Annotated in this window: 11 protein-coding genes and 1 pseudogene; 4 read left to right on the top strand and 8 right to left on the bottom strand. The window is 64.8% G+C overall.

Annotation, left to right across the window (positions count from 1 at the left end):
• The first annotated feature begins 153 nt into the window (after positions 1-153).
• Positions 154-2,094: a transglycosylase SLT domain-containing protein gene (locus tag DFO68_RS07670; RefSeq protein WP_133483067.1), complete on the top strand. Its 1,941-nt coding sequence runs from the start codon at positions 154-156 to the stop codon at positions 2,092-2,094.
• 131 nt (positions 2,095-2,225) lie between these two features.
• Here DFO68_RS07670 and DFO68_RS07665 read toward each other — a convergent pair.
• Positions 2,226-2,381: pseudogene (locus DFO68_RS07665) on the bottom strand (LysE family transporter); the annotation flags it as partial.
• Between the two features lie 62 nt (positions 2,382-2,443).
• Entirely contained in the window at positions 2,444-2,860 is a 417-nt protein-coding gene (locus tag DFO68_RS07660; RefSeq protein WP_133483066.1) for an NINE protein, read from the bottom strand.
• 302 nt (positions 2,861-3,162) lie between these two features.
• Here DFO68_RS07660 and DFO68_RS07655 point away from each other — a divergent pair, with 302 nt between their 5' ends.
• A complete protein-coding gene (locus tag DFO68_RS07655; RefSeq protein ID WP_023005630.1) occupies positions 3,163-3,369 on the top strand; it encodes a cold-shock protein in 207 nt (68 codons plus the stop codon).
• Between the two features lie 87 nt (positions 3,370-3,456).
• Here DFO68_RS07655 and DFO68_RS07650 read toward each other — a convergent pair whose 3' ends face one another.
• The 3 genes from DFO68_RS07650 to yegS form a co-directional block, all read right to left on the bottom strand.
• Positions 3,457-4,134 (bottom strand): hypothetical protein, encoded by a 678-nt coding sequence (locus DFO68_RS07650; RefSeq protein ID WP_133483065.1) that lies wholly within the window; start codon positions 4,132-4,134, stop codon positions 3,457-3,459.
• A gap of 69 nt (positions 4,135-4,203) precedes the next feature.
• Complete coding sequence (locus DFO68_RS07645; protein WP_133483064.1) at positions 4,204-4,632, bottom strand: VOC family protein; 429 nt, start codon at positions 4,630-4,632, stop codon at positions 4,204-4,206.
• Between the two features lie 136 nt (positions 4,633-4,768).
• On the bottom strand, positions 4,769-5,671 hold the full coding sequence (gene yegS / locus DFO68_RS07640; RefSeq protein WP_243726463.1) for a lipid kinase YegS: 903 nt from the start codon (positions 5,669-5,671) through the stop codon (positions 4,769-4,771).
• Between the two features lie 140 nt (positions 5,672-5,811).
• On the opposite strand from yegS, the gene DFO68_RS07635 reads away from it, so the two are divergent.
• Positions 5,812-7,410 carry a cation:proton antiporter family protein gene (locus DFO68_RS07635; protein WP_208107382.1) on the top strand — a complete coding sequence of 533 codons (1,599 nt, stop codon included), beginning with the start codon at positions 5,812-5,814 and terminating at the stop codon, positions 7,408-7,410.
• A gap of 12 nt (positions 7,411-7,422) precedes the next feature.
• On the opposite strand, the gene pepN is transcribed toward DFO68_RS07635, so the two are convergent.
• The 3 genes from pepN to DFO68_RS07620 all read right to left on the bottom strand — a co-directional run bounded on the left by pepN (position 7,423) and on the right by DFO68_RS07620 (position 11,252).
• Positions 7,423-10,056: an aminopeptidase N gene (gene pepN / locus DFO68_RS07630; RefSeq protein WP_133483062.1), complete on the bottom strand. Its 2,634-nt coding sequence runs from the start codon at positions 10,054-10,056 to the stop codon at positions 7,423-7,425.
• 152 nt (positions 10,057-10,208) lie between these two features.
• Positions 10,209-10,694: a YajQ family cyclic di-GMP-binding protein gene (locus tag DFO68_RS07625; protein WP_133483061.1), complete on the bottom strand. Its 486-nt coding sequence runs from the start codon at positions 10,692-10,694 to the stop codon at positions 10,209-10,211.
• A gap of 57 nt (positions 10,695-10,751) precedes the next feature.
• Complete coding sequence (locus tag DFO68_RS07620; protein WP_133483060.1) at positions 10,752-11,252, bottom strand: GNAT family N-acetyltransferase; 501 nt, start codon at positions 11,250-11,252, stop codon at positions 10,752-10,754.
• A 168-nt stretch (positions 11,253-11,420) separates the two neighbouring features.
• On the opposite strand from DFO68_RS07620, the gene DFO68_RS07615 reads away from it, so the two are divergent.
• Positions 11,421-12,917 carry a RimK family protein gene (locus tag DFO68_RS07615; protein ID WP_133483123.1) on the top strand — a complete coding sequence of 499 codons (1,497 nt, stop codon included), beginning with the start codon at positions 11,421-11,423 and terminating at the stop codon, positions 12,915-12,917.
• Positions 12,918-12,932: the final 15 nt, after the last annotated feature.

The following is a 12,932-nucleotide window of genomic DNA, read 5'->3' as shown; positions in this document are numbered from 1 at the left end:
GGCGCAAATACCGCTACACGATAGGCTATCCTTCGTCTGACGGACAGTCGTTGACGAACAGTCGTTGACGGCCAGGCGCGGCGACACTACTCAACTGCCCCACCATCGGCGACCATGTCGGCTTGACGACAGCGAATCGCAAGAGGTTATCCCATGTCCCTGTCATTCGGCCGCTGCACGGCCATACTCGCCATTGCCCTGTGCTGCCTGCCCCTGGCCACCCAGGCCGACGACCGCGCCATGCGCGAGGCCCTGGCCGCCGCCCGCAACGCCCAGTGGGAGAGGATCGACCAGGGTGCTATCGAGGGGCATGTGCTTGCCGGCTACGTCGACTACCATCGACTGCGCCGGCGCCTGCCGGATGTGGCGCCCGAGCAGGTGCTGACCTTCATCGAGCGCCACGAGGACTCCCCGCTCAGCGACTGGATGCGCGGCCAGGCCATCGACGAGTATGGCCTTGCCGGTCGCCTGCAGAGACTGCTGGCGGTCGCCGACGGCGTGCCCGAGGGGACCGTCCGCCAGTGCTACTACTATACGGCGCTGCTCGACCGCGCGCCGCAGAAGGCCGCCCAGGGCGGGCGCGAGCTGTGGCTGGTCGGCCGCTCGCAACCGGATGCTTGCGATACCCTCTTCGACACCCTGCGCGCCCGCGGCGAGATCGGGCTGGCCGATATCTGGGAGCGCATGATGCTCGCCTGGCAGGCCGGCGAGACCGGGCTGATGAACTACCTGGGCCGACAGCTGAACAGTGACTGGCAATCCGCCAGGGCAAGCCTCGAGCGGCTGCGCAAGGATTATTCGGCCGTGACCCAGGTACCGGCCTGCATCGGCCCCGGCTGCCGGGGCAGTGGACCGCTGTTCGCCGCAGCCATGTACGGTTTCACCCGCGCCGATACCGAGGCGGCGATGGAGGCCTGGCGCAAGCTCTCCCCCCACCTCTCGCTGGCACCCCGCCACCGCGACACCATCGAGCGCGACCTGGCCTTCTACGCAATGGTGCGCGACATCGACCAGCACGGTGGATGGCGCGACGCGGTCGTGGCTCGGCTCGGCGATAGCGATCTGCTGGAGCTGCGCGTGCGCTCGGCCTTGGCCGAGCGGAACTGGCAGGACGTCATTGACTGGGTGCAGCGCATGCCTGACGCGACCCGCCGGGAAGCCCGCTGGCAGTACTGGCTGGGGCGCGCCCTGGAGCAACAAGGCGACACCGCCACCGCGGAACAGGCCTATACCGCGGCGGCCGGCGATCGCAGCTTCTTTGGCTTTGCCGCCGCCGACCGACTGGATCGCCCCTATGCCCTCAATATGCAGCGCCACAGCGTCGATGCGACCACCCGCCGGCGCGTCGCCGACTGGCCTGCGGTACGGCGCACCGAGGCACTGCGGCGGATTGGTGAACCCGGCCTGGCCAACAGCGAATGGTACCGCGCCGTGGCCCGCGCCACCCCCGAGCAGGCCCGGGCCTTGGCCGACTACGCCGCGCAGCGGGGCTGGCTCGCCGAGCTGGTGCAGACCACCATCGTCGGCCAGCTGTGGGACGCCCTGGCGTGGCGCTTCCCCGAGGCCTATCGCGATGACTTCCTACACTGGGGCAAGGTCGCCGGGGTCGACCCTTACCTGCTGATGGGCATCGCCCGGCGCGAGAGTGCCTACAACCCCGTGGCACTCTCCCCCGCGGGCGCCCGGGGGCTGATGCAGCTGATGCCGGCCACCGCGGCGCAGCTCGGCCAACGCTTGGGGATCGGCGACCCCGGCCCCTACGGCGTCCTTGAGCCCGCAGTGAACATCCGCCTGGGCAGCAGCTACCTGAGCGAGCTGATCGAGCGCTACAGCGGCAACCGTCTCGCCGCCGCGGCCGCTTACAATGCCGGTCCCGGCCGGGTCGACCGCTGGCTGCACGACGCGCCGGAAGCGTTCGACCTCTTCGTCGAGAGCATCCCCTTTCGCGAGACCCGCAATTACGTGCAGGCCGTGCTCGCCTATCGGGTGATCTTCGAGAGCCTGGCCAGGGGCGGCGAGACCCAGGGCGTCTCGATGCTGAGCCCGAGGGAGAAGACAGTGCGCTACGACCGCTCGTTGCTAGCCCGAAACTGAGCTGCAAGCTGCGGTGTTGCTGATGGCAATGGTTTGCTCTTATAGCGTCAAGTGCCTGGCTTGCGTGCCGGACGAAGTCCGGTTTAGCCGGGTTGGCGCGTCAGTGCCAGCCTGAGCAGACCGAAGACTTAGGCCGATTGCAGCAGGATCAGCGAGATCCCCAGCGCAGAGACCGCCGCATGAACGAAGAACCCGCAGCAGATGGCCAGGCTGGTCACCACGCCGTCGCGCCAGCCGCCCCGCGCGGTATTGCGGATCACCAGCAGGGTGTCGATTCCCGGGCTCATGCTCAGCAGGGTGATGGCCACCAGGAAAGGCCAGAAGGGTGTATCGACATCCACGGCACCACCTACCCGTCACGCCGGGCGTGACGCATGGAGATCTGGTCGTTGAGGGTCCAGAAGTCGTAGAGCACGCCGAGACCAAAGAGCCCGAAGGTCAGCAGGTAGAGAAGACCGGTCAGCCACTTGCCGAGATAGAAACGATGAACTCCAAATACCCCCAGGAAAGTGAGCGCAAGCCAGGCCAGGGAGTAGTTGATGGGGCCGGCCTGAAAGCGCAGATCCGCCTCGCGGTCCATGGAGGGGATCAACAAGAGGTCGATCAGCCAGCCGATACCCAGCAGGCCCAGGGTGAAGAACCAGATCGTGCCGGTAACCGGCTTGCCATAGTAGAAGCGGTGGGCACCGAGGAAGCCGAACAGCCACAGCAGATAGCCGATCAGCTTGCTGTGGGTATCCGTGGGAACGAGTCGAGTTGGGCTCATGAGGGAGATTTCCATGGGTGAAAAGGGCGGGATGTAGGCTGGACGCTCACAGGCTTTGCATCTACAGTGAGCTTGCGGGCGCAGCGCCAGTTTCCTTGCACGACCGTGTTGACGCAACCCTGGCGCTGTTGCACTATCCGTAGCGTTGGTCAGCAAGTGGAAACGTCGTCAGTTGTACTTCGATTTTGTCGATGCATCCGGTGCGCACTTCTTTCTTGCCTTGCCCACGCATGACGGGTCTGCGGCAAAGCGTATCAACCCCGGACCCAGCACCATTATTTAGCTAGTTAAGGAAATCGACGATGGCAACTGGCACTGTCAAGTGGTTCAACGACACCAAGGGCTATGGCTTCATCTCTCCGGACGACGGTGGTGATGACCTCTTTGCTCACTTCTCCGAAATTCAGGCTGAAGGTTTCAAGTCCCTGCAGGACGGCCAGAAGGTCACCTTCGAGGTGACCCAAGGCAAGAAAGGCCTTCAGGCCTCCAACATCCGGCCCGCCGACTGATCCTCGGTTGATCCGGAGGTGACCGGACGATCACGTTTGCCGGTCGCCACAAAAAAGGCCCACCATCATGATGGTGGGCCTTTTTTGTCACGGGCTTGGCCGCGCGCCAGGCTCCGCCGCCTCGAACTGCTCATTGATCTTGCGACTCGCCTCCTCGAAGCGCTTCTCGGTTTTTTTGATAATCGCCTGGACATCCGAACGGCTGTGCTCTCCGGGCAAGGCCTGCTGTTCGTCAAGCTCGCCACCCCCGGACGAGCCGGTCGGGGTCTCCGATTCGAGCGCCGGAGACGAGTCCATGGGCTCAAGCTCGACCGATGGCTCGTCGATAGCCGTTTCGAACTGCTCATCGATGCGGCGACTGGCTTCCTCGAAGCGCCGCTCCGTCTCCTTGATGATGGCGTCAACATCAGAGCGGGTCGTCTCACCGGGCAGAGCCGCGCTATCGTCAAGGGTGTCGGCCGGCGACTCACCCAGCGTCTCGGCCTGGACATCCAGTGCTCCTTCGCCCTCCACGTCCACCCCTGTTGCCGCATCCCCCTCGCTGGGGGCCGCGTTCGTCGAGTCAGGGGCGACGGGCTGTTGCCCCTGCGCGGACGACTCCACCGCACCCGACGTCTGCACCATCTCGGCGGCAGGCGGATCGGTAGCTTGCCCCCCCTGCTCGTCCTGGGCGGGAGCCGGCTCGTCGTCACCGTTGCCGCAACCGGCCAATCCCATGGCCATCACCATGGCCGCCACCAACGGCATCCAGGGTTTCATTGCCATTCTCTTGCTCCTGACGAAAAAGAAGCCATTGCACCAGAGGGATGCCCGTTCCTGCAAGGCGGCGTGCTCTCAGGTGGCGAACAACTGGCCGTTGATGTCGCCAAACGCTTTGAATTCGATGGCATTGCCGCTGGGGTCACGGAAGAACATGGTGGCCTGCTCGCCGGGTTCGCCGCGAAAGCGGATATAGGGCTCGATCTCGAAGCGCACGCCCGCCGCTCTGAGGCGGTCGACCAGTGTCTGCCAGTCGGGCATCTCAAGCACCACACCGAAGTGGGGCACCGGCACGCCATGGCCATCCACCGGGTTGCGGTGATCATCGATCCCCTTCTCCCCCAGCGCCGGGTTCAGGTGGCAGACGAACTGATGGCCATAGAGGTTGAAATCGACCCAGGTGTCGCTGGAGCGGCCTTCCGGGCAGCCCAGCAGTTCACCATAGAAGCGGCGCGCCTCGATCAGGTCATGGACCTGCACGGCCAGATGGAAGGGAGTGAGCATCGCGGAGTCCTCCGAAAAGGTAGTGTGATCCTTCATCATGCCGCCTCGGTCTCTGCCTGGCCAACCTCGGCGGCATTGCGTGCCTTCTCGATCACCGATCTTGCAGGCGTGGCTCATTCAGGCGCTGGACACTGCCTCATGAAGGCCGCGAAAAAAGTGCACACTCAGGCGGGGCCGCCAGTGCCAGCGCTCCGGGACTGACCGTTACCTGGAAACGGCGGCGCTGCAGGGGCTCTCCATCCAGGGTCAACGGAAGCGCCTGCTCTGCCTCGAAGGCAAGCCCATCGGTGCGAAAGGCATCGACGTAGCGGCTCCGGGAGGGACGCTCGGCGAGCTCGCGGCGCATGGCACGCAATTCCGCGAGGGAAGTGACGTTATGCAGCAGCAGCACGTCAAGCAGGCCATCGTTAAGCATGGCATCGGGCGCCAATACCTGGCCACCGCCCGACTGACGGCCGTTGCCGATGGCCAGCAGGAAGAGCTTGGCACGGCGTTCGCCACCCTCCCAGCGCAACACGCCGGGATAGAGCCGGTAGTCCCAGGCCTTCACTGCCGCGATCAGCGAATAGGCACCGCCACCAAGCAAGCGCTTGAGGGCCTCGGGGGTGGAGGAGGTGATCTCGGCACCAAAACCACAGGTGGCCATGTTAAGGAAGTAACGGTCGTCCAGGCGTGGCACGTCAATGCGCCGCAGCGGGAATTGCAGGGCCGAGCGTAGCGCGGCCTCAGCCTTCAGCGATAGACCCAGTGAGGTGGCCAGGTCGTTAGCGCTGCCCAGCGGCAGGATTCCCAGGCCGGGGCGCTGCTCGGGCGACAGCCGCATCAGGCCGTTGACCACCTCGTTAACCGTACCGTCGCCTCCGCCGGCGATCACCCGCTCGACGCCGTCGCGCCCGGCCTGCTGGGCCATGCACTCGGCATCGCCCCGCTCCCAGGTAACCCTAACGTCGATATCTTCCCCCGCCTCGCGGCAGGCAAAGACTGCCTGCCTGACCGCCGGCAGCTGCGCCGACTTGCCGTTGAGGATCAACCTGGCCATCTGCGCTCCTCTCGCGTCTCGTTGCGTGCCGATCATGACAGCGTCATCGTATGACGGCATATTATGCCCATGAATGCCCATCACCTTATGACTTCCTTACACTACCTGTCTTGCCATCGCAGGCAGAACAAGGAGCATGCATGATCGAACCGGCCTTTCTTCTTGCCGCCTTCGTGGGCGGCATCGCCGCCGTGGGGCTGCGCCTGCCGCCCATGGTCGGGTTTCTCGCCGGGGGCTTCGTGCTCAATGCGCTGGGCTACGACAAGACTCCGCTGCTCGAGCTCCTTGCCCACATCGGCGTCACGCTGCTGCTGTTCACCATCGGCCTGAAGCTCGACGTGCGCACCCTGCTGCGCCGTGATGTCTGGGGAGGCGCCTCCCTGCACATGCTGGTTTCGACGCTGCTGATGATGGTGGTGCTTTCAATGTTCAAGTGGCTGGGACTCGGCCTACTAGACGCCACCGGGTGGCCTACCCTGGGCCTGCTCGGCTTCGCCCTCTCCTTCTCTAGCACGGTATTTGTGGTCAAGGTGCTGGAAAAGCGCAGCGAGACTCAGACCGCTTACGGCCGCCTGGCCATTGGCGTGCTGATCATGCAGGACATCTTTGCAGTGATCTTCATCACCGCTTCCACCGGAACCCCGCCAAGCCCCTGGGCACTGGGACTGCTGTTGCTGATGCCCCTGGCGCCGGCGCTGCGGGTTCTGCTCGACTGGCTCGGCCATGGCGAGATGCAGATGCTGTTCGGCATGCTGCTGGCCCTGGTGCTGGGCTATGCGCTCTTTGAGTCGGTGGGCGTGAAGGGCGACCTGGGGGCGCTGGTCATCGGGCTGCTGCTGGCTCCCCACCCGGCGGCGCAGAGCCTGGCCCGCTCGATGTTCAGCCTCAAGGAGCTGCTGCTGGTGGGCTTCTTCCTGAGCATCGGGCTGACGGCCATGCCCAACACCGAGATGCTCGGCGTCGCCCTGCTGCTGGTGCTGATCCTGCCGCTGAAGAGCCTGGCCTATCAACTCGTCTTCATGCGCTTCAAGATGCGACACCGCACCTCGCTGCTGGCCACCCTCAGCCTGACCAACTATTCGGAATTCGGCCTGATCGTCGGCGCCATCGCAGTATCCAGCGGCTGGCTGCCGGAAGCGTGGCTGGTGGTGATTTCCCTGGCGGTGGCCATCAGCTTCGCGGCCTCGTCGATCCTCAACGGCTACAGCGAGCGACTCTATCGCTGGCTGGAGCCGCGCCTGCCGCCCGTCCCGGTGTCCGAGCTGGCCCCGAGCGACCGACCCATCGAGGTCGGCGATGCCGAGGCCGTGGTGCTGGGCATGGGCCGCATCGGGCGTAGCGTCTACCGTCGCCTGCAGAAGGAATACGGGCTGCGCGTGCTGGGCATCGACAGCAACCCTCATAGCGTCGAGACCCTCAGCAAACGTGGCTTCAATGTTCTCGAAGGTGATGCCGTCGACTCGGACTTCTGGGACAAGCTGTTGATGTCCCAGGGTGTCAGGATGGTAGTGCTGGCTATGCCCCACCATGCCGGCAACCTCTTTGCCCTCAAGCAACTTCGTTCCCGGCAGTTTCCAGGCAAGATCACCGCCGTGGTGGAGTACCCCGAGGAGATCGAACCGATCCGCGAGCTGGGCGCCAACGCGGTCTTCCACGTCTATGACGAGGCTGGCCGGGCATTGGCCGACAGCGCCGCCGAAGAGGCGGGCATCGTCTCCCGTGCCAACCAACTAGGGTGAGCGGCTTGCCCTTCAGGCCAGAGCCTTCTCGACAAGCTCGTAGACATTCGGCGAGAGCTTCTCGGCACGGATACGCTCGAGCTCACCCTTCATCAATGCCTGGCGATCCTCATCGAAGCGCGCCCAGTGCGTCAGTGGCGTAACCAGACGAGCGGCGATCTCCGGATTGAGGCGATTGAGCTCGATCACGGTATCGGCCAGCAGCCGATAGCCCGCCCCGTCGGCGCGATGGAAGTTCACCGGATTCTGGTTGGCGAAGGTACCGATCAGTGCCCGCACCTTGTTGGGATTTTTCAGCGAGAAGGCCGGGTGCGCCATCAGGAACCTGACACGGTCGAGCACATCCGGCTGCGGACGGGTCACCTGGATGGCGAACCACTGGTCCATGACCAGCGGGTCGTGGGCCCAGGTCTCGCCGAAGGTCTTGAGGGCGGGGTCGGCGATATCGCTGCGCGAGCTGTGTACCAGCAGGGTCAGCGCATGGCGCACATCGGTCATGTTGTGGTCCGCCTCGAACTGCTCGCGGGCGAGTTGCACGGCGTCCTCATCCTCGATGGCCATGAGATAGGCGAGCGCCACATTCTTGAGGCTGCGCCGGGCGATCTGCTCGGGTTCCGGCGCATAGGGGGCGTCGTCCTGGTTCTCGCGGTAGATGCGCAGAAAGTCGTCACGCAGCGCCAGGGCCAGGCCCTGCCTGACGAAGGTGCGTGCGGCATGGATGGCATCCACGTCGACCAGCGGCTGCTGCTCGGCAATGTAGGCCTCGGAGGGCAGGGTCAGCATCTGGGCCAGTATCGCCTTGTCGTCGGGCTGTGCCTCCAGCAGCACGCGAAAGGCCTCGACCACCCGCGGGTCCATGACCTTCTCGACGCCATTACGATGAGCCGCGATCAGATCGTCCAGGGCCAGCAAGGAGAGACGCTGCCCGGCATCCCAGCGGTTGAAGCCGTCGGTGTCGTGGGCCTGCAGGAAGGCCAGATCCTCGCGACTGTAGGGAAAGTGCAGCTTGACCGGGGCCGAGAAGCCGCGCAGCAGCGAGGGCACTGGCGCCTCGCTGACCTCGGTGAACAGGAACTCCTGCTCCTCCTCGCGCAGGTGGATCACTGTATCGGTGCCAAGCGTTTCACCCTCCAGGGTGAGCGGTAGGTCACGTCCAGACTTGGTGCCTACCAGGCCCAGGCGGACCGGGATATGCAGCGCCTGCTTTTCCGGCTGGCCCGGGGTCGCCGGGGTACGCTGGCGCAGGATAAGGCGGTACTCGGCGTTGGCATAGTCGTACTCGCCGTGGGCGTCGATCTGCGGGGTTCCGGCCTGGGAGTACCAACGCATGAACTGCTCGAAGTCCTGGCCGGAGGCCTCGGCCATGCAGCCCACGAAATCCTCGATGGTCACCGCCTGGCCGTCGAAGCGTTCGAAATAGAGATCGCTGCCACGGCGGAAAGCCTCCTTCCCCACCAGGTTCGAGAGCATGCGCACGATCTCCGCGCCCTTCTCGTAGATGGTTAAGGTGTAGAAGTTGCCAATCTCGATATAGTGGTCGGGGCGTACCGGGTGGGCGGTGGGACCGGCGTCCTCGGCGAACTGGGCCGTGCGGAAGAAGGCGACGTCCTCGATGCGCTTGACCGGTGCCGAGTTGATGTCAGCCGAGAAACACTGGTCGCGAAATACCGTGAAGCCCTCCTTGAGGGAGAGCTGGAACCAGTCGCGACAGGTAACCCGGTTGCCCGACCAGTTGTGGAAGTACTCGTGGGCGACGATCCCCTCGACGCGCTGGAAGGCGGCATCGGTGGCGGTGCGGGGATGAGTCAGTACCGCCGCCGAGTTGAAGATATTAAGCCCCTTGTTCTCCATGGCGCCCATGTTGAAATCGTTGACTGCCACGATCATAAACAGGTCCAGGTCGTACTCGCGGCCATAGGTCTGCTCGTCCCAGCGCATGGCGCGCTTCAGTGAGGCCATGGCGTGCTCGGTCTTGTCGAGGTTCTCCTCCTCGACCCAGATCTGCAGGGTCACGTCACGCCCGCTCATGGTAGTGAAGGCATCCTCGACCTTGCGCAGATCGCCGGCCACCAGGGCGAACAGGTAGCTGGGTTTGGGGTGCGGGTCCTCCCAAGTGACGAAGTGGCGTTCGCCGGGCAGCTCGCCACGCTCCACCGGATTGCCGTTGGAGAGCAGCACCGGCTCGCGCTCGGCGTCACCGATCACCGTGGTGGAGAAGCTCGCCATGACATCGGGGCGATCCGGGTAGAAGGTGATGCGGCGAAAACCCTCGGCCTCGCACTGGGTGCAGAACATGCCGCTCGAGCGATAGAGCCCCGACAGCGCCGTGTTGCCGTCGGGGGCGATCTCGACCTCGGTGTCGAGCAGGAAGGCCTTCGGTACCCGATGCACGACCAGCCCCGCCTCGCCGACCTGGTACTCGTCCGGCTCCAACGGCTGGCCATCGATGGCAATGCGCTTGAGAACCAGCCGCTCGCCGTCGAGCTCCAGCGGCGTACCGGCCTCGTGCTCCGGGTGGCGCTCGATATGCAGGCGCGCCTTGACCCGGGTGGCGTGGGGGTCGAGGTCGAACGTCAGCTCGGTGCGGGTCACTCGGTAGGCGGGCGGGCGGTAGTCACTCAGAAAGATCGGCTGCGGTTCGGACATCGAGGATGGCTCCTGTCGGTGATGGCTATCCATTGTACGGTGCCTCACGCCTGGAGCTCAAAGCCATGCGATAGCAGTCATGATCAGCGCAGGCCAAGCGGCTCGGGCGCAAGAGGATCCAAGCGCCCACCATCAAGGCGCCAACACGGCCATCAGTCGCGGAAGTTGTCGAACTGCAGCGGCAAGTCGGGGCCCTCCTCGCCGCGCAGCAGCGCCATCACAGCCTGGAGATCATCGCGCTTCTTGCCGGTGACCCGGACCTTCTCGCCCTGAATCTGCGCCTGCACCTTGAGCTTGCTCTCCTTGATGCGCTTGACGATGTCCTTGGCCTGCTTCTGGTCGAGCCCCTGCTTGAGGATCACCTCCTGGCGGGCGCGAACCCCCGAAAGCACCGGCTCCTGGACGTCCATACAGCGGGCATCGACGCCGCGGGCGATGAGCTTGTTGCGCAACACGTCGAGCATCTGTTTGAGCTGGAAGTCGACCTCGGCCTCCAAAGAGACGGTTTCGCCGTTGAGCGTGAAACTCGCGGTTACACCCTTGAAATCGAAGCGGGTCTGGATCTCCCGGTTAGCCTGATCCACGGCATTGCTGGCTTCGTGCTTGTCGAACTCGGAAACGATATCGAAGGAGGGCATGGACATCTCCTGATGGCGGGAAGATGGCTGGTCGAGGAAGACGAAAGCGGGATTCTATCAGCCCTCGCGGGATTGTGCGGCCAGCGGTTCGCTCAGCAGCGGCTTGGCCATCTGCCAGCCCGCGCAGCCATCCTCGTAGTAGTCGGCCAACCAACGCTCGGGACAGAAGCCCATCCGCTGGTAGAGTCCCAGTGCCGCCTGGTTATCGACCCGCACCTCGAGGCCGAGCACCTCGGCTTCACGCGCCAGCGCCTTATCCTCCAGGGCTTCCAGCAGGCGCCGGCCCAGCCCACCACCGCGTGCGTCAGGATGCACGCAGAAGGAATACAGCCTGGCACGACGGGTACCACGACGAAACAGCAGGGTGCCATAGCCCAACAAGTTCGACGGTCCATCGTCGTGTGAGCGCTGCTCGGCGAGCAGGGTCAGGGCATTGGCCCGGTTGAGCAGATGCCAAAGCTGGCGGCGACTGAAGCGATCGCCGCTGAAGGCCACCTGTTCCAGGCGATAGAGGGCATCCAGGTCATGGCTCAGGGCCTGGCGCAGAGTGACGGTCATCTCGTATCTCCAACATCGCAGAGACGATTGTGATCATGGCCAATATCGCTGTCATCAGCATCGTCCATGAAATCTTTTCACATGAACGCCATCTTGTCGGAGAGCCGGCTCAAGGGCATGCTGGCCACATTCCGGCGGCATCTCGCCGCCTTGCCTGGAAGCCCTGCCATGTGTCCGCTGCGCATCGTCGTCGATCGACTGGAAGACTGGCGGCCCTATTATCCCACCGAAGACCTGATCACCGCCGACGACTTTCTCGCCCAGGACCGGCTACAGCGCCTCAATGATGATCAGGATCGCACCACCCATGTGATCAACCTGTGCAGCGAACTCGACTACCTGGGCACGGGCTACTATGTCTCGCTGCTGGCCCAGGCCCGCGGGCAGCGGGTACTGCCCGCGGTCGAGACCCTCAACGCCCTGGGCCGCAAGGCGCTGGTCGACCTCCAGCTCGATGGCCTCGACCCGCTGCTCGGCGAGCTGGCACGCCAGGGGTCGCTGCCCGGCGACCAGCTGACCTTGCGAGTACTGTTCGGCGAATGTCGTGAGCCCGGCCTGGCGCGGCTGGCACGCCGGCTCTTCGAGCGCCTGCCCTGCCCCTTGCTGGAGGCCCGCCTGGTGCGTCGCCACGCCGTGTGGCGACTGTCGCGCCTCAAGCCGCTGAGGCTGCGCGAGCTGGCGCCCGAAGAGCAGGACCTGTTCGCCAGCGCCCTCAACCGCCACTCCCGCAAGGTGTGGCGCACCCCCAAGGCACGACGCCGCTACCGCTTCGACCTGGCGATCCTGGTCGATCCACAGGAGGCCCTGCCGCCCAGCAATCGCGCGGCGCTGAAGGCCTTCATTCGCGCAGGACGCCGCCTGGGCATCGATGTCTCGCTGGTCACCCGCAAGGATGCCGGCCGGCTTGCCGAGTTCGATGGCCTGTTCATCCGCGAGACCACCGCGCTGGACCACCACACCTATCGCATGGCCCGGCGGGCGGAACATGAAGGGCTGGTGGTGATCGATTCCCCCCGCGACATCCTGCGCTGTACCAACAAGGTCTATCTGCACGCCCTGTTGCGGGCACGGGGCGTGCCGGCACCACAGGGGGTTCTGCTCAAGCGCGGCGATCGCCGAGCGTTGGAAGACCGCCTCGCCGGCCTCGACTTCCCCCTGGTGCTCAAGATTCCCGACGGCGCCTTCTCGCGGGGCATCGTCAAGGTCGAATCGGTGGAGCAGCTCGAACGCGAGGCCAGCCGACTGTTCACGACCTCGGCACTTTTGCTGCTGCAGGAATGGCTGCCCACCGACTACGATTGGCGAATCGGCGTGCTCGATGGCCAGGTGCTGTTCGCCAGCCGCTACTACATGGCCCGCGGCCACTGGCAGATCTATGACCACTCTGGCACACGGGTGAAGAGTGGTGGCTTCACCACCCATGACCCAGCCGAGGTGCCCGCGGCGGTGATCAAGGCGGCGCTCAAGGCCACTCGGCTGATCGGTGACGGCTTCTACGGCGTGGATCTCAAGCAGGCCGGTGACCGGGTGGTGGTGATCGAGGTCAACGACAACCCCAACGTGGACGCCGGCATCGAGGATGCCGTGCTCGGTCGCGCGCTCTACGAGCGCATCATGGCGGTCTTCCTGGCCCGCATGGAGGCCCAGGTGCGCGAACGGGCATGAGCTGGGATAGCTGAC

The organism is Halomonas ventosae, assembly GCF_004361885.1.
GTDB classification, from domain to species: Bacteria; Pseudomonadota; Gammaproteobacteria; order Pseudomonadales; family Halomonadaceae; genus Halomonas; species Halomonas ventosae_C.
Note: the sequence above shows the minus strand (reverse complement) of the source record. Positions and strands in the feature narration are given on the sequence as shown.